Origin of the sequence: Bradyrhizobium jicamae (assembly GCF_018130215.1) — a bacterium.
GTDB classification, from domain to species: Bacteria; Pseudomonadota; Alphaproteobacteria; order Rhizobiales; family Xanthobacteraceae; genus Bradyrhizobium; species Bradyrhizobium jicamae_A.
In genome coordinates, this window is sequence record NZ_JAFCKQ010000027.1 from 33,383 (window position 1) to 49,605 (window position 16,223).

At 62.1% G+C, this 16,223-nt stretch carries 21 protein-coding genes and 1 pseudogene; 13 read left to right on the plus strand and 9 right to left on the minus strand.

Annotation, left to right across the window (positions count from 1 at the left end):
• The first annotated feature begins 88 nt into the window (after positions 1 to 88).
• The 7 genes from JQ586_RS25250 (at position 89) to JQ586_RS25280 (ending at position 6,120) form a co-directional block, all read left to right on the plus strand.
• Positions 89 to 937 (plus strand): SDR family NAD(P)-dependent oxidoreductase, encoded by an 849-nt coding sequence (locus JQ586_RS25250; protein ID WP_212397320.1) that lies wholly within the window; start codon positions 89 to 91, stop codon positions 935 to 937.
• A gap of 57 nt (positions 938 to 994) precedes the next feature.
• Positions 995 to 1,582, plus strand: a complete 588-nt coding sequence (locus JQ586_RS25255; protein ID WP_212397321.1) for a class I SAM-dependent methyltransferase — start codon at positions 995 to 997, stop codon at positions 1,580 to 1,582.
• A gap of 720 nt (positions 1,583 to 2,302) precedes the next feature.
• Entirely contained in the window at positions 2,303 to 2,929 is a 627-nt protein-coding gene (locus JQ586_RS25260; RefSeq protein ID WP_212397389.1) for an HAD-IA family hydrolase, read from the plus strand.
• 10 nt (positions 2,930 to 2,939) lie between these two features.
• Positions 2,940 to 4,151, plus strand: a complete 1,212-nt coding sequence (glp, locus tag JQ586_RS25265) for a gephyrin-like molybdotransferase Glp (RefSeq protein WP_212397322.1) — start codon at positions 2,940 to 2,942, stop codon at positions 4,149 to 4,151.
• A gap of 226 nt (positions 4,152 to 4,377) precedes the next feature.
• Complete coding sequence (gene lexA / locus JQ586_RS25270) at positions 4,378 to 5,082, plus strand: transcriptional repressor LexA (RefSeq protein ID WP_212397323.1); 705 nt, start codon at positions 4,378 to 4,380, stop codon at positions 5,080 to 5,082.
• 237 nt (positions 5,083 to 5,319) lie between these two features.
• On the plus strand, positions 5,320 to 5,748 hold the full coding sequence (locus JQ586_RS25275; RefSeq protein WP_212397324.1) for a hypothetical protein: 429 nt from the start codon (positions 5,320 to 5,322) through the stop codon (positions 5,746 to 5,748).
• A gap of 147 nt (positions 5,749 to 5,895) precedes the next feature.
• Positions 5,896 to 6,120: a hypothetical protein gene (locus tag JQ586_RS25280; protein WP_212397325.1), complete on the plus strand. Its 225-nt coding sequence runs from the start codon at positions 5,896 to 5,898 to the stop codon at positions 6,118 to 6,120.
• A gap of 1 nt (position 6,121) precedes the next feature.
• Here the strand turns inward: JQ586_RS25280 and JQ586_RS25285 are convergent.
• Positions 6,122 to 7,495: pseudogene (locus JQ586_RS25285) on the minus strand (ComEC/Rec2 family competence protein); the annotation flags it as partial.
• A gap of 92 nt (positions 7,496 to 7,587) precedes the next feature.
• Between JQ586_RS25285 and JQ586_RS25290 the strand changes: the two are divergent.
• Entirely contained in the window at positions 7,588 to 8,253 is a 666-nt protein-coding gene (locus JQ586_RS25290) for a hypothetical protein (RefSeq protein WP_212397326.1), read from the plus strand.
• Between the two features lie 1,308 nt (positions 8,254 to 9,561).
• Here JQ586_RS25290 and JQ586_RS25295 read toward each other — a convergent pair.
• The 3 genes from JQ586_RS25295 to JQ586_RS25305 form a co-directional block, all read right to left on the minus strand.
• Positions 9,562 to 9,807 carry a hypothetical protein gene (locus JQ586_RS25295; RefSeq protein WP_212397327.1) on the minus strand — a complete coding sequence of 82 codons (246 nt, stop codon included), beginning with the start codon at positions 9,805 to 9,807 and terminating at the stop codon, positions 9,562 to 9,564.
• A gap of 2 nt (positions 9,808 to 9,809) precedes the next feature.
• Positions 9,810 to 10,385 (minus strand): hypothetical protein, encoded by a 576-nt coding sequence (locus JQ586_RS25300; RefSeq protein ID WP_212397328.1) that lies wholly within the window; start codon positions 10,383 to 10,385, stop codon positions 9,810 to 9,812.
• Positions 10,386 to 10,460: 75 nt separating this feature from the next.
• Complete coding sequence (locus JQ586_RS25305; RefSeq protein WP_212397329.1) at positions 10,461 to 10,784, minus strand: hypothetical protein; 324 nt, start codon at positions 10,782 to 10,784, stop codon at positions 10,461 to 10,463.
• Positions 10,785 to 11,153: 369 nt separating this feature from the next.
• On the opposite strand from JQ586_RS25305, the gene JQ586_RS25310 reads away from it, so the two are divergent.
• The 5 genes from JQ586_RS25310 (at position 11,154) to JQ586_RS25330 (ending at position 14,072) form a co-directional block, all read left to right on the plus strand.
• On the plus strand, positions 11,154 to 11,351 hold the full coding sequence (locus JQ586_RS25310; protein ID WP_212397330.1) for a hypothetical protein: 198 nt from the start codon (positions 11,154 to 11,156) through the stop codon (positions 11,349 to 11,351).
• A 43-nt stretch (positions 11,352 to 11,394) separates the two neighbouring features.
• Positions 11,395 to 11,571, plus strand: coding sequence for a hypothetical protein (locus tag JQ586_RS25315; RefSeq protein WP_212397331.1), 177 nt, complete (start codon positions 11,395 to 11,397; stop codon positions 11,569 to 11,571).
• Positions 11,572 to 11,916: 345 nt separating this feature from the next.
• On the plus strand, positions 11,917 to 12,165 hold the full coding sequence (locus JQ586_RS25320; RefSeq protein ID WP_212397332.1) for a hypothetical protein: 249 nt from the start codon (positions 11,917 to 11,919) through the stop codon (positions 12,163 to 12,165).
• Between the two features lie 389 nt (positions 12,166 to 12,554).
• Positions 12,555 to 13,568, plus strand: coding sequence for a hypothetical protein (locus tag JQ586_RS25325; RefSeq protein ID WP_212397333.1), 1,014 nt, complete (start codon positions 12,555 to 12,557; stop codon positions 13,566 to 13,568).
• An 84-nt stretch (positions 13,569 to 13,652) separates the two neighbouring features.
• The gene (locus JQ586_RS25330; protein ID WP_212397334.1) at positions 13,653 to 14,072 is read left to right on the plus strand and encodes a hypothetical protein; all 420 of its coding nucleotides are present in this window, start codon (positions 13,653 to 13,655) and stop codon (positions 14,070 to 14,072) included.
• A 74-nt stretch (positions 14,073 to 14,146) separates the two neighbouring features.
• On the opposite strand, the gene JQ586_RS25335 is transcribed toward JQ586_RS25330, so the two are convergent.
• From JQ586_RS25335 to JQ586_RS25355, 5 genes are read right to left on the minus strand one after another with little or no spacing between them, the layout of a single operon-like run.
• Positions 14,147 to 14,779 (minus strand): hypothetical protein, encoded by a 633-nt coding sequence (locus tag JQ586_RS25335; RefSeq protein ID WP_212397335.1) that lies wholly within the window; start codon positions 14,777 to 14,779, stop codon positions 14,147 to 14,149.
• An 11-nt stretch (positions 14,780 to 14,790) separates the two neighbouring features.
• Positions 14,791 to 15,054, minus strand: coding sequence for a hypothetical protein (locus tag JQ586_RS25340; RefSeq protein ID WP_212397336.1), 264 nt, complete (start codon positions 15,052 to 15,054; stop codon positions 14,791 to 14,793).
• Positions 15,051 to 15,392, minus strand: coding sequence for a hypothetical protein (locus tag JQ586_RS25345; RefSeq protein ID WP_212397337.1), 342 nt, complete (start codon positions 15,390 to 15,392; stop codon positions 15,051 to 15,053). Before JQ586_RS25345 ends, JQ586_RS25340 begins: the two co-directional genes overlap by 4 nt.
• The gene (locus JQ586_RS25350; protein WP_249148098.1) at positions 15,389 to 15,913 is read right to left on the minus strand and encodes a hypothetical protein; all 525 of its coding nucleotides are present in this window, start codon (positions 15,911 to 15,913) and stop codon (positions 15,389 to 15,391) included. The genes JQ586_RS25345 and JQ586_RS25350 overlap by 4 nt, the downstream gene beginning before the upstream one ends.
• The gene (locus JQ586_RS25355; RefSeq protein ID WP_212397338.1) at positions 15,914 to 16,198 is read right to left on the minus strand and encodes a hypothetical protein; all 285 of its coding nucleotides are present in this window, start codon (positions 16,196 to 16,198) and stop codon (positions 15,914 to 15,916) included.
• Positions 16,199 to 16,223: the final 25 nt, after the last annotated feature.

Here is a 16,223-nt window from a genome sequence, read left to right on the forward strand (position 1 = left end):
GGCGCCGTTTGCCACTGCCAGCAGCCTGCATCGGCGATAGATCCCCACCACGCCTGCTCAACAATAGCCATCTCACGAGGATCGTCGCATGTCTGGCAAAGTCTGGTTCATCACGGGGGCATCTCGCGGCTTCGGCCGCATCTGGGCTGAAGCCGCCCTCGAGCGCGGCGACAGGGTCGCAGCTACCGCGCGTTCGCTGACAGGTGTCGTCGACCTCGCGAAAAAATATGGTGGCGCTGTCCTGCCACTGGCGCTCGACGTTACCGACAGCCATGCGATCGGCAGCGTTGTCGCCAAAGCCTATTCCCATTTCGGGCGGATCGATATCGTCCTTAATAATGCCGGCTACGCGCTCGTGGGGGCAATTGAAGAAGCGAGCGAAGCGGATGTGCGGGCCGAGTTCGACACAAACTTCTTCGGCGCGCTCCGCGTCATTCAAGCAACTTTGCCGATTTTGCGGCAGCAACGCAGCGGCCACATCATCGGTGTGTCCAGTGTCGCCGGCATCGTCGCGGGCCCCATCACCGGCTTCTACAACGCTTCGAAATTTGCGCTCGAAGCGCTGCATGAAAGCCTGGCGCAGGAGGTCAAAGGCTTCGGCGTCAAGGTCACGCTGCTCGAACCGGGCGCGTACGCGACGGACTTCGCCAGCATGGCTTCGCTCAGGATCTCGCCAGCCATCGAGGCCTACGGCACGACTCGCGCGGAAGTGTTCGCGGCAGGCGCGCGGCTCGCATTCGGCGAACCGAAAGCAACGGCTGGCGCGATCATGACGATCGTGGATGCTGAGAACCCGCCGCTGCGGTTCTTTGTCGGAACCGAAGGTCTACCCCTCGCCCGCGCCGCTTATGCCGATCGCCTGGCCACCTGGGAAGAGTGGCAAGCGCTCTCCAACGCCGCTCAAGGCGAGACCAGACCGCACAACGTCGCATCCTAGCACCGCGTGTTCGAGGAACGCGTCCGCGTTCCCGCCATGAATGGAACGAGCATTATGATGAACGTCACCGCAGCGGCAGATTTCCTTCAGTTCTTCCGCTCCTACGTTTCCAATCCGCGCCAGGTCTCCGCGATCGCGCCATCAGGTCGATCGCTCGCCCGCCTGATGACGCAAGAGATCGTGCCGGGCTCTGGACCGGTGATCGAACTTGGGCCAGGGACCGGCACATTCACCAAGGCGCTGTTGCGGCGGGGCGTGCCGGAATCCGAGTTGCTGCTGGTTGAATACGGGTCGGATTTCGTCCGCCTCTTGCAAGCTCGCTTCCCCAGTGCACGGGTACTCTGGATGGATGCGCGCCAGCTTTCGCAATACGAGCCCTTCGTCGCACCAGCCGCCGCGGTCGTGAGCGGCCTTCCACTCCTGACCATGTCAGCGCGGAAGGTCATCGCCATCCTCACCGGAGCTTTCCGCCACATGCAGGACGGGGGCGTATTCTATCAGTTCACCTATGGACCGCGCTGTCCGGTACCGCGGCCCATTCTCGATCGCCTCGGATTGAAGGCCAGCCTGGTGGGGCGAACGGCCCTCAACATCCCCCCAGCATCGGTCTATCGCGTCCGGCGGCGTCCTCAGTTGCGCGTCTGAACAGCAAGTGTTGCCCGCTCGACACGACGGGCAAATCACCGAAATCTGTCAAGCCGCACACACCAAAATATTTCGGTTTTTCGGGATTGCAAATCAATGTATAGATTGATCCGTCTCACCCGCTGAGGGGCGTTCGCGATCGTCACGATTGCCGGGTCGGGATGCGGTGGACGCCGATTGCGCAGCTGACGAGTGCGCCTGAGGCGGACGGTGAAGTCGTGTGGTTCCAACGCCCTAGTGGCAGGTGTTGACTCCCGGGATGCGAAAGCGTCTCGCGGATGACGGTGACAAAAAAGCCCAGTCTCGCCGGGAAGAGCACGAGATAAGCCGTAACCCATCGCGCAGGGAAAGCCGGCGTGTTTCCGGTTTCACCTGTGGTCCTACCTCCCGTGCTTCCTGTTGCACGGGACCCACGGGTGCAATCGGCACCCGGCTTTCCCTGCGCCTCTGATCGAAGGGGCGAAACGAAAGGCAAGACTCGGGCGAAACGCGCCGCGAGAATACTGATTCACATCCTCACCGGCGTTCGGCGTGCGAACCGGCTCCCTCCCCCGTCATTGCGAGCGAAGCGAAGCAATCCATCGCGCCGCACACGCGAAACGATCGATCGCTTCGTCGCTTCAGCGCGCCGACGGCGTGAGTAGCGGCTTCATCGCATCTGATATCGTGAAAATCGAATCCATTGCCGCCGGCCCGCAATTTTCGTACACCCACCCCGCAATGACCTCGCAACTCTCCCCCAATTCCGTCGACGTGCTGCTGTTCGATATCGGCCGTGTCGTGCTCGATATCAGCTTTGACCGCGTCATGGCGAAATGGGCCGGCCATGCCGGCCGCCGGCCCGCCGACCTCGCCAAGCGCTTCGTCGTCGACGACAGCTTCAGGCATCACGAGATCGGCCGGATCGACGACGCGGCCTTCTTTGCGAATTTGCGCCGTTCACTGGGGATCGAGATTTCCGACGAGGAGTTCCTGGAGGGCTGGAACGCGATCTTCACCGGCGAGATGCCGGGCATTGCCAGCCTGCTCGAGACCGCCGCGAAGCGGATGCCGCTCTATGCCTTCTCCAACACCAACCCGGCCCATGTCGACTATTTCTCGGTCGCCTATGCCGACGTGCTGCGCCATTTCCGGACCGTCTTCCTGTCGTCGGCGATCGGGCTGCGAAAGCCCGACGCTGAAGCCTATGATCATGTGGTAAAAGCGATCGGCGTGCCGGCGTCGCGGATCCTGTTCTTCGACGATACGGCGGCCAATATCGAAGGTGCGCGGGCGCGCGGCCTTCAGGCCATCCACGTGACATCGACGGATGACGTGGCAAGGGCCCTGACCGCACTTGGTATTTGAGGAGCGCCCTATGGCCTTGATGCCGGTTGCCGATGCCCTGTCAGCCATCCTCGCCGGCGCCGAGCCGCTGCAGGAGGAGATGGTCGCGCTCGATGCCGCCTATCACCGCACGCTGGCGCGCGACGTCGCAGCCAGGCGCACGCAACCGCCGCAGCCGATGTCGGCGATGGACGGTTACGCGGTGCGTGCGGCCGATGCCGCCGACCTCTCGGTGCGGCTCAGGGTGATCGGCGAGGTCGCGGCCGGCCGGCCGTTCGAACGGGTCGTCGGTGCCGGCGAGGCGGTGCGGATCTTCACCGGCGGCGTGATCCCCGACGGCACCGATGCCGTCATCATCCAGGAGGACACGCGCGTCGACGGCGACCACATCACCATCACCGAGATCGCCGCCAAGGGCCGGCACATCCGCCCCGCCGGCGTCGACTTCCGCGAGGGCGATGTGCTCCTCGCAGCCGGCAGCAGGCTCTCCGACCGGGCGCTGTCGCTCGCCGCTGCGATGAACTATCCGGAACTTCCGGTGCGTCGCCGTCCAAGGGTCGCGGTGCTGGCGACCGGCGACGAACTGGTGATGCCGGGCACCCAACCGGGACCAGGCCAGATCGTCTATTCCAACGGCTACGCGCTGCGGGCGCTGGCGAGAGCCGAAGGCGCCGATACGGTTGATCTCGGGGTCGCCGCCGACACGGTCGAGGCCACAACGTCGGGCATCCGGCGGGCGCGGGAGGCCAATGCCGACATCCTGATCACCACCGGCGGCGCCTCGGTCGGCGACCACGATCTCGTCCATCAGTCGCTGGAAGCCGAGGGCGTCAAGATGGCGTTCTGGCGGATCGCGATGCGGCCGGGCAAGCCGATGATGCATGGGCGGCTCGGGGCGATGCGGGTGATCGGCCTGCCCGGCAATCCGGTGTCGTCCTATGTCTGCTCCTACCTTTTCCTGGTGCCGTTGATTCGGGCGTTAAGCGGCCGAACAGTGATTCATCATGTCCGCGAGAGCGCCCTGCTCGGCCGCGATGTCGCCGAGAACGACCAGCGCGAGGACTATCTGCGCGCCGTGCTCGAGGAGCGCGACGACGGCACGCTGATCGCAACGCCGGTGACAAAACAGGACAGCTCGCTGTTGGGGAATCTCACTGTGGCACGGGCACTTCTGATCCGTCCGCCGTTCGCGCCTGCGGCCCGCAAGGGCGAGGCGTGCGAGATCCTGACCATGCCGGACTGAGGCGGCCAGCAGCGGCCGCCGAGCCGAGAATGCGGATCGCGTTCACTGGAAATTAAGTGGTTGCGGAACACATATCGAACATATAGTGTCCGTTCATGATTTGTTTCGAGTACTGGTGTCTGGAAATGGGAAGCCACCCAGGAGTTGCGCCGGTCCGGCGCGACCGCGGTTGCCTCACCTGAAGTCTCGGAATCGAACGACGCTACCAACCGGGGGAATACTCGAGATGCTCACGCGCAAACAGTACGAACTTCTGCGTTTCATCAATGAGCGTCTGAAAGAGGCCGGCGTGCCGCCCTCCTTCGACGAGATGAAGGACGCGCTCGACCTGCGCTCGAAGTCTGGCATCCACCGCCTCATCACCGCGCTCGAGGAGCGCGGCTTCATCCGCCGCCTGCCCAACCGCGCGCGTGCGATCGAGGTGATCAAGCTTCCCGAGCTCTCCGCCGGCGGCGGCAATGGCCGGCGCGGCTTCACGCCGAGCGTCATCGAGGGCACGCTCGGCAAGCGCACGAGCACCCCGCCGGTCGCCGAGGACGACGGCAACCGCCCGGTCGCAGTCCCGGTGATGGGCCGGATCGCCGCCGGTACGCCGATCGAGGCCTTGCAGACCCGCAGCCACACCATCAGCGTCCCGCCCGACATGCTCGGCGCGGGCGAGCATTATGCTTTGGAGGTGCGCGGCGATTCCATGGTCGACGCCGGCATCCTCGACGGCGACATGGCGCTGATCCAGCGCAACGACACCGCCAACACCGGCGACATCGTGGTGGCGCTGATCGACGAGGAGGAAGCGACGCTGAAGCGCTTCCGCCGCCGCGGCGCGTCAATCGCGCTTGAGCCGGCGAATACTGCCTATGAAGTGCGCATCCTGCCGCCGAACCGGGTACGCATCCAGGGCAAGCTGATCGGACTCTATCGTAAATACTGAGCGCGGCGAGGAACGCGCAACGCATCGGACCGTTGCTTGACAGAGCGCAAGCGAGTGACCAACCTGGATGCGCCCCGATACCTTCCGCGTCTGTAGCGCGTTTGTGATCGTGGCTTTCCGGAGCCAGTCGTACAATCGCCAAGAAACGGGGAAAAACTCGTGCTATCGTCCACTCTGGTAGAGGCCTTTGCCTCAAGGAGAGGCACGGGTCGCTATCTCGAACCGAGGAGCTATCCGATGTGTGACTATAGTCTGCACGCGGTGCAATCGCGTCCTGCCGTCGTCGGCGAGACGCTGATCACCACGACCTTCCGCGGCACGTCGACCCGCGGCTTTGCTTCGGAGAACGATCCCGCGGTCGCGGTCTGCATGCTGCCGGGCACCGAGCTCGCCTTCGCCGAGAACGTACGCTACGACAGCCGCTGGATCTGGACCAAGACGATTGGTTTCCGCGTCGGCGTGTTCAACGAGGTCGAGCCCGACGTGCCCGATCGCCATCACGACGCGGTCGAATTCCCCGACGGCAACCATGTGCTGGTGACCCAGCTCGTCGAAGGCCAGCGCGTCACCGTGCTGCAACTGCCGGCACGCCCGGTCGCAGTCGAGCAGAAGCCCAAGGTGGCGGAGCGGCGGCCCTCCGTATTCGCATCGTTGTTTTTGGGTTGAGCGCATCGCAGCCGCTGGATGACCTCCGATCCGGCGGCGCTGACCTAGATGATTCGAGAGTCCCGGAACGCAGGTTCCGGGGCAGTTTGCGGATTTGCGTCAAACGGCGCCTTGGCGCATCATCCGATCCGGACAGGGGCGCACACCGTGGTCGACAAGGTCACATGGCAAAGGGCTGGACGCGTCACCGAGCCGGGCCGCTACATGTACCGGTTCGGCTGGCTCACGGTCACGGCCGACGATATCAAGATCTGGGAGCAATACCCGGAGGCTGCCTTCACCCTGGTCAAGAAACCGAGCGCCGGCCCTGATTCCGACGAGTATCATCTCGGCGCCTTCGAGCTGTCGCCACCCCCGCCCGGCGAGCACTAGACTAGTCGTCGCCTTGGACATCCGCCTCCGCCGGCGTCGCATCGACTGCCGGCCGCGATGCGCCGGGGATGCGCAGCACTGTCTCGCTCTCGGTGTCGCCGGGAACCGCAGGCGACCACGGCCGGTCGATACCGTCAGGCTTGACCGCATCGATCGCAAAGCTGCCGCCGGTGCGGCGCAGCATCAGCGCGCCGTGGCGCCGCAACCGCTCGGCGTCGATCACCGGGGCCGCGCAGCCCAGTGGCACCGATTGCGCCGTCACGATCAGTGCCGCGCGCTCGCAATCGTCCTCCAGCGCCTCCGCCTGGGTCGCCAGGGCGATGAAGCCGCCCGGCCCCTGGGTCACGCAGCCGCTGCCGTCGCAGGAAACGCCGTCGGCGAGCGACGCATCGGTTGCGGTCCGTGCATCGGCATCGGCGGCGAGCCACTCCCTGACCAGGAACGCATCCCTGGCACTGCGCATCAGATGCAACCGCCCGTCACCGCCCCGCACCGCGACATTGCGGCCGTTGGCGGAGACCAGCACATCCGGCTGCGGCACCCGCACTGCCCAGATCGTCGCCAGCAAAAGCATGGCCACGCCCGACCAGCGCAGCGGCGTGCGCAACAGCCCGAGCAGGATCAGCCCCGCGCTCGCCAGGATCATCGGCCCGGTGCCGAACGCCGCCATCCGGCCGACTGCGCCGGGCAGCGCTGCGACCCATTGCGTCACCACGATCATCCAGTCGATGCCGAGGCCCATGAGCCACCAGAACAGGCCGTCGAAGCCGAACGGCATGGCGAGCAGCCCGAGCAGGCCTGCCGGCATCACCACCGCCGACACAACCGGCATCGCCGCGAGATTGGCGAGCAACCCGTAGGGCGTCACGCGGTGGAAATGGAAGGCGGCGTAAGGCGTCGTGGCGAGCCCCGCCACCAGCGAGGCCATCACCAGCATCGCGATCTCGCGCCCGCCCCACAGCGCCACGCGGGCCGTCGCCGAGTGATCGGGCGACGCCATCAGGCGCGGCATCCCGATCTGCACCAGCGCCACCAGCCCAAGCGTCGCCGCAAACGACATCTGGAAGCTCGGATGCACCAGGGCCTCGGGCGCGATCACGAGCACGATCAGCGCCGCCACCGCCAGCGTGCGGAAGGTGACCGCACGGCGGTCGACCATGACCGCGATCAGCACCACGGCCGTCATAAAGAACGACCGCTGGGTCGCGACCTCGGCGCCCGACAGCAGGAGATAGAACGCGGCAGCGAACAGCGCCGCGCCTGCCGCCCATTTCTTGATCGGATGCCCGACCGTCAGCGCCGGAAACAGCGCAAGCAGCGCCCGTACGGCGAAGAACACCACGCCCGCGACCACCGCCATGTGATAGCCGGAGATATGTCAATCCTATAAAATTCGCTGCTTGGTCAGTTGCTTATGGCGATATTGCTTCCCATGTAGAACACCTTGGGAAGCAGTTGGGGTAGAAAATGACCGCAATCGAAATGGAGCCGGGTCTTCCGCCTGGCGACGATACACTCCGAGAGCACCTCGGCTATTCGCTTGACCTCGTTGCGATGTCGCTTCGGGAGATCGTAGAGCCCGGCCATATGGACCAGGACCGCGAATGGTATCGGCGGATGAGCATCATTGAGGTGTTTTGGACCCAAGCGCGGCTACTGATCGAGTTTTTCACCGGACGACTTGCGAGTTCAACCACTGCGGCCGCGGAGCACTTCACCCAAGGCAACGTAAGATACGAGTTTCCCAGTGCCCAGCGCCTAAAGCAGATGCGCGACGATCAAATCGCCCACCTGAACTATGCGCGGACGACCAAATTGGACGAAAAACTCCAACCACACGACATGTATGTGACCGCGGACGCGCTCGTTCGCGCGGTGGAAAGGTTTGAACAGAACCTCCGTTCCGATGCCGCAGAAGTTTGGAGGGATAGGATCTGTGGGCGCCTACAGATTGATCCAAACCACGTCTATGTGGGCCCAACGCTGTCGGCTTGTACGACGACTTCAACGTCCGTCGCCTGGGCTGGCCTACTAGGAGCGACGGGCCCGGCGCCCCCCAAGGTAAGGAAGGCCCCGCAAGGACACGCCTCAAGGGCATTGGACGACGAGGTCCCCGACAACGGTCACGACTGACAGATGCCCCCTGCTCGCTCAGGAAGGCGCCGACTAGTTCGTCTCGATAGACGCGGGGCCATAGCCCCGCGCAGGGCCCTCGCGGCTTTAATTCTGACGGCCCGAAGCTTTGTGGGGCGGACACGGACCAGCGGGGACGGGACCGTCAGCGGATAAGTAATTGAATTGACCGCGAGTTACAGGCGTGCGTGAGTCCTCCCAGACGAGCATTCCACTCACAGAACACGTCTTGCGCACCTTGCCGCCCCGACAATAGAGAGAATCGGCGGTCTTTGTTGAGCATCCGAGAACACTCTCGCTCTTCGCTGAGTTCGGCAGCATCACAAGGAGGAGCAAGACGATCCAGCTAGCCCGCGGCATTTGCAATCACTCCGTTGTGCTGCTTTCATCAGACTTCTGATCGAGCTCGACGAGGCGAAGTGAGACCCCGGCGAGGCAATGTGCCGACGCTCCAAATAGAAAGGCCCCGAGGAGGTAAAACACAGAACCCCGACGCGGGCGGGGGCGGCGCGTCGGGGCCTGGCATTCGCTTGCTCCCACGGTCGGGGGTAGACAGCAGGAGCGACTTAAGGTTGAGCCGGCTTTGTTTCGTGCCGATTTCGCCGATCCAGTAAAACGGTTTCGTCCGTTCGCGCCAACCGCTGTCGGCTTTCTCGATCTTCATTTCGCCGGAGGCTGCCACAGTGGGCGCCGATCCAAACTGCCGCGTGTTCCATGTGCGAAGGTAAGCAGGAGAACCGTGAGCGGGGGGCCGTAGCCCCGCGCGCCTCTGGTCATCACAATCTGCCGCCCGCAGCGGGGGTTATCTTCATTTTTCGTCCGGTAGACTTCTTAGAAGTTCAATTACGCCAGCCTCGTATCCGGACAGGGGATGGTCGTTGCAGTACGCCCGCATTAGCCCCCGTATCTTTGCGAACGGCGGAAGTTCTTTGCGGGGCCTGCCAGAGGCCTGCAACAAGAGGTTTGCGCCCGTCAAGTATCCAGCGGCCCACTGGCCAAACTGATAGTCCGTGTCCATTGCGTTATCGCGATACTGTTGCGCAAAAATCCCGCACGTATTGGTCCCAAGCCCGACTTCATCGGCGGCATGGGCTGGCGCTGCCACTAGCATGGCGGCCAACATAAACTTCCTCATCTCAGCTTCCCCATTCTTGTTCATCAGCGGCCAATAGAGACGGTCGCCAATGTCTTGCAGTAGCAGGACCGCTCTGTAGTACCGATAGGCAATTCGCAGGATCGGTCCTCAAACGGGCGAAGCGGCACCAGCGCAAGACGCCAGCGCCGCCGGAGTTGTGGGTAACTACCGCTTCATGACGGCGGCTCGCACAGCCTAATGACGACCGGCGGCTTGGCCCGCAGATTGTCCTTCAGCTCCTCGACCCGCCTCAGAACATCAGAGATGGCGAAGCAGATCATTTCCGCGTCTGCCGCTGGCATGTTGAAGTACTCAGGCTCAACCTCGCTTCTACCAAGATGGTCTGTCGCGCCCATTACCACCAAGGTCATTTGCTGGATTCCGAAAAGCGCGTGGGCAATGTCATCATGGTCCAACATGGTTATGCCGTCCTCCTGCCAGTCAGCGATTGCACCTCGGCCTCATGTCCGGGCGGCCATTTCGTCGGGAAGCACCAGCCGCCTCGTTTGTTGCGGGGATATCCCGGCTTGCCATGCGATCTCGCGTAGTCATCCCAAGCCCGGAGCGCGGCGTAGTCGGTCACCTCGACGAGAGGTCCCTTAGGTAAGATACCCTTAGGTTGGGTAGGATCAGACGCGACCTGTCGGCTACCCGTCGCTGATTGTTCGCCGACGGGTGGCGGAATTTTGCTTTCCTTTGGCTTATCAATCTTCTGGTGATGCCATCCGGTAATCTGAATGAACGATTTCGCGGCCGCGTCGTAGGTCAGTATCAGACCATTCGACGACAGCTCGCCGATCATTCCAGCAACGTCTTCAGGCTCGATCCGATCGCTCGGGAATACTTGCGCCTTGAGCGTCTTCGGTGAGTTGGCCATCCGGCCGGCGTCGTCGGCGAAATTCCACATCCCGATGAAGAGGAGGCGGGCAAGCGGCGAGCACTCCATGACCTGCGCCGATGTCCAGAACTCGGGTTTGATGGTGCGAATGCGGGCCATTGGGTCGGCCCTCCCTAGACGATCAGCGCGAGCAGGAAGGCGCCCACGAAGGCGAGCACGAGCGAAAGGATGACGTCAGCGCGCATCGTCACCCCCATCGATCACGATCTCGAAGCCGCTGTCGCGCAACTGGCGAATGATGGCCTCAGCCGCTGCGTCTGGGTTCGCGATCTCGAAGTCGCCGCTGCCGAGCAAGTCGGCCAAGATGTCGCGGACGATGTCCTCCGCCAGATGCCGGTTTGGGTCTCGGCCGGCAGCGAGATCCTGCCAACGCGCAGCCAAATACCGGTCCGCGCGGGCTTGGCTGCTCTCTCGGTCGTGGAGGGTTTCGGTGGATGTCAGTCGCATCACAGCGACAAAAGCGGCGTGACGGATTATAGGTCGAGAAGCTCGATCCATGTCTTCCTCATGGGTTGGGTCAGGCTCGCTCAAGTGGTGCAAACACCTGGGCGGGCCGCTATCCATTGTTGGACAACTGGCACAACATGTGCTAGTTCTTGGCACAAGTCAATCAACTTGTGCCGGAGGCCCTGTGTCCCTACAAACTGAATGGATGAAGGATCAGCGAATCCCCGTGATGATGTCGGCCGAAGAGGTTGACGCAATTGACGAATGGCGGCGCAAGCAGGAAGACCTGCCGAGCCGATCCGAGGCTATTCGGCGATTGGTAGCCGCCAGCTTGGAAGCGTCAAAGAAGGGTAAGAGGCAGTGAGGCGGCTGGTCGAGATCGGCCTGAAGAAGACCTAGTTAGGTGAAGGGTACGAGTTCATGGACGACGACTTCAGGAAGCAACATGCCAAGCTGGTGCGGGATTTGGCCGACCAGGCGGCCGACCCATTCATCAAGCGACGCCTCCAGGATCTTGCCTCAAGGTACGAGATCAACAGGCGCACCACTCCCGTTACGCCGCTAGATCTTGAGATCGCTAATCCCGCCCGCAAACCGGACGGGGCTTCCGAGCGATAAGCGTGCGCAGGCTGGTCGAGCTCAGGCTGAAGGCCAAGAAGACATGACAATCGATGGTTTGAGTTCCAAAAACTTCTTTCTTAGAGTTCTGTTATCGATGGGCATTACCGCCGCGATCGGCATCACAGCGTTTTTCAGCATCCGGGGGCTATCCGGCGCATACCATGAGCCCGTTCCTCCGCAGGTCCAGATCGGGCTCAAGGCGAAGCCCAACGGCTGATTCGGCTAAAAATCCATCCCCCTCTTGGGCATTGCTTTCGCCTGCCCGCTGCGAATGCGGCGGTCGGCTTTGGTATCTCGGGGACGCATACCGCAACAGCCATCGGCTACGGCAGCAATCGACATACGGTTGTCACTGCGACCGGATCAAAAACCATCATGAATTGCGACGCAACCGCGGACATCGGCGGCCATGGCTCAGGAGTTTGCGAGACCAATGGCGGCGCGCATTACCGTGTGATGTTCTAGGCGAGGCAGGCAGCCACGATGAGCAGTAGCTCGGCGCCGTTCGACCCCCGAGGAATTGATAATTTGCGTGAGCGCGTCGCCAGCGCTCTGATGGGGAATGCCCCAGCAAAAGATCACGTTCGGAGAGATGCGCACGGCCGGCGTGCGCGGCGTGCTGGTCTACTGTTCAGACTACCAGTGTAGCCACTCCATGGCCGTCCTGGCCGACCGCTGGGGCGATGATCTGCGGCTTTCCGACATCGAGCCGCGCCTGGTCTGCACTGCCTGCGGCAAACGAGGCGCTGATGTCCGGCCGGACTTCAACTGGCACATCAAGAGCCCGATCGGTGGCATGGGGTATCGTTGAAGGCACACCTATGCACCGGTAAACCCCGGATGTGGTGGGCGGGCTACAACCGCCAAAAACAGGCCAAAGCAAGTGCTTATTGATGAACTATTAAGTTCCCTGCTTGTTGATAAGGCAGAGGCTGCACGCGCCGTGCATTGCCGAAGTGAAGCGGTCGCGTGTCCAATGGACGTAGCGTGCCGACGCTGATTCGATCCTTGGACGCTCTGGTTACGACTCGTGTCAGGTAGGCACCGCAAAAGCCGAAGGACGACCCCGCGCCAACGGTGGCCGTCCTTCTTTTGAAACCGACCTCGGCAGCCCCGGACAATCGGCTCTCGCAAGAATCGACGATATGCATATTTGCATAAATGTCTATGGCGCCTAGGTCACTATCCAACGGATTGAACATGACCGACGGCAAGAAACCTTTCGTTTTTCCTCCGCAACAGCCTGCAAAGGCCCAAGAGGAAATCAGCCTTAACGCTAACAAGATCAGCGTACTAGCGCCAAAATCGGCATCGAAGGAAATCACCCCGGTGCAGGGCGCTTTGCATCTCGACATCGAGATGAATGCGGACATCAACGGCATCGGGATGGGGGTGCTCTCTGACGGTACGCCCTATCTCAATCAGCGTGGACTTGCTGCGCTCTGCGGCGTGCAGAACGCCCACATCGGGACGATCAGCAGCCAATGGCAGGACGACGACAAACCGCGCGTCAAAGCCATCAAGGCGAACTTGGCGAAGGCAGGCTACAGCGCCGCAGCCGCACACATCGAGATCGTGCACGCCGGCCAAACCTACTACTGCTATCCGGCCGACATCTGTCTCGCTGTTCTGGAGTATTATGCGTTCGACGCCGGGGCGAACTGCCAGCCTGAGGCACGCGACAACTATCGCCGGCTTGCTGGGTCACAGCTCCGCGAAATGATCTATCGCCAGGTCGGTTACGACCCGGCACATCTGAAGCGTTTCGACAAATGGCATGAGCGCATCGCCCTGAATTATCAGTCGGCACCCAAGGGCTTCTTCCATGTGTTCAACGAAGCCCACACCGTGGTCTACGAGCTGATCATGGCTGGTGCTGATATCGGCGAAAAGAACGTAGTCGATATCTCGATCGGCCAACATTGGTCGACGCACTGGGTCGCCAACGACATGGAAGCGATCTACGGGGCCCGCGCGAAGTATCCGCACTGTTATCCGGACAGCCATCCGCAATCGAAGTCGAACCCGCAGGAATCGTGGTGCTATCCGCTCGCCGCTCTTGGCGCGTATCGCGAATGGCTTCAGGACGTCTATATCGAGGGCGGTAAGTTTAGCGCATACTTGAAGGGCAAAGTGTCGAAGGGTGATCTCACCCCATCCATGGCTCTGCTCGCCGTCAGCGCATTGGTGCCCCCGCAACTGCCGGCAAAATAGCTCTCCGCAATCGACCTGTATCACAATGGCCGGGCTTGTCCCGGCCATTTCTCCCAGGGAGACCTCCTCATTGAAGGATCAAGCATGACGGATGCTGACAGAAGTCAATCCACGTTAGATCAGCACTTGGCGATGGTGGGACGCGTGGTGGCGAAATTCGTGTCTACCGGTCTGGCGGCTCACAATATAGACACCCGAGGCGTGACCCAATTTCTTGGAACGCAAGAGGACGAGCCGACCTTCGCCGCGGTGCTGACTTGGATGCTGGACGAGGACATCATCCGAGCCCGGCACGTGAGTCGCACAATTAACGGTCCAATACATTTGTCGGGGGCTCAGCTGACCGCCAAGGGCTTGGCAATCGTGAAGCAGCCGCTCGCAAACGGCGATACCGTCGAGAAACGAATTCAAGCGGCTGACGGCGGAAACTCAACCTGGGCAAACATCGGAGATTTGATCGGTGGCATCGCCGGCGGACTGATTAAGTCAGTTTCGTCCGGCTGACGTGGAACGAGTTTATGGGCCCAATAGCCACAACAAGCAGAAGTTCGCCGCCGTTCCGACCCCGAGGGTGCTGCTCAATACAGCCCACCGATACCCGTCGCGTCTCCGACTGCAGATGCCGCAGCTTGTCCTGCAACCGCAACTTCTGGGCCAGCGAGCAACGACGTAATCGTAGCAACGCCCTTCAGCGCGCCGCCCAAGAAGTTGCCAAACGCGGACGAGCTTCCAGCGTCTTTCGTTTCTTGCGCCATCTGATCCTCGGTCGCGGCCGCGGCGCGCGCGGCGCCTGCGAGCGTGGTGTAGCTCTGCGCCTGCTCCTGATAGCCGGCCTCGGTGATCAGTCCTTGCTGACCAAGCACAGCTTTTGACAACGCCCCCTGCCGCGCACTATCGGCCAGGATGTCGGTCGCCGATCCGGAAGCCGCCAAACCAGCGCCGCCGATTGCTGCCTGCTGGCCGCCGATCTGCTGGTAGGTGCTGCGCTCCAACTGCATCTGTTGAATGGCGGTCGATGTCTTGGTGTAGGCTTCGTTCTGCGATGCCAGCGTCGATGCCAGGTCGTAGTTCGAGGCTTCCGCAAGGTCACCCTGCGCCTGCAGTTGGAGGCTTTGCGCCTTCAGGTTTGCCTGCGCGGATGCGCCGAAACCAGCGAACAGGTCAGAGACCGCGCCGCCCAGATCCGAGAATGTCGATGCCCCGATTGCCATGGCTGTCCCCGCTACTGCGTTCTCGGTTGATGCGAGCTAAGCAAGCTGACGATCGCGAGCGCGCGCTCCTTCAATGTCATATCCTTGCGGTCAACAACCTTCACCGCCGCGTCGATCATCTCAATCGCGTTCGGGTCGTCGATCAAGGAAAGGCCGTTCAATCCCCACTCGAGCGCATCCAAGTATTTCTGCACAGCCGGCGAGGCGCGCACCGCATCGATGAACTTCGGCGCCGCTTCGATTTCAGCGAGAAAAGCCTCGAGCCGATCGTTCATGCGCTCCGCCTCCACGGCCGACACGCTTCATCGTATGCGCGCTGCAAGCTCGGATTGAGTGCGGCGAACACGTCGAACTTCTGATGCAGTACGGTGAAAAAGTTTGGAGAACGGCCATCGCGTCCGTAACCGAGCTTCGCGGCTTCCTGATAGAGCTCATAGCCTTTGTCATCGATCGGCTCGACCATGGATATAACGGCAGGCGTCAACGTGCCGTCGGTCATCTTCTCAAGATGATCGAGAAACATCAGCCGCATCTCAGTCGGCATCTCCCCTTGGAGAGCCCGCTTTGTTACACTGGCCATGACCAGGGTATAAGTGTGGCCCATGCTAATCATGGCGCGGCCTCGTGATCGATGATCTTCGGCCGCGGGAGCGCCACGGCGAACTTGCTGCACAGCTCCTCGATGCGCTGCATTGTGTATGCGGCATCGGCTGCGCTGATCTTCACCTCGCCTTGGACCTTCACCACTGCGGTCGACTGCACCGGCGAGACGCGGTCCATCACGATTCCGATAATGCGGCCGTGCTCGCGGTGTTTCGGATCGTCCAGGATGCGCTTCACAGCGCGCACGGCATACGGGCCCAGCGCACAGAGGTAATTCTGCGAGACCTCGGTGATTGCCAACTGAATCTTCGGATCGTTGTTGAGCTGGTACGCCAACTGTGAAAGCGTATGCCTGGAGCTCGTTGGGCCGTAGCCGGCCGCCTTAACGGCGAACACGCCCGATCCGTGCTTCCGGGGCGCATCGAACAACGCAAGGACGTAGCGCCGCTGCTTCTCCGTCAACGCCGCCATGGCGGGCCCTTCCGGGACTTCGCCGGCGGCCAGTGTTGATGCTGCGTTCGATCGTGCCATTTACTGATCCTCGACGATCGAAACCAGATCGCCGATCAGCCCCGAGATACTGAAAAGGGTAAGCTGATAGGTGCCGTTCGGCAGGTTGACGTTGAGGTAGCCGTCAGCGGATTGCGCGGTCATGACCGAAACCAAGGTCGATCCGTCTGGCATGAGACGCTGCAACGTGGCGGTGCCCCATGTGCCGGCATGCAGCGTGAGACCGTAGGCTCCGCCCCGTAGGACGAAGGTCGCCGGCGTGGCGCTGATGCCGTTCCACGCGATGGCTCGGATACCATTCCTCATGACGATCCTCGCCTAGCAGCCACCT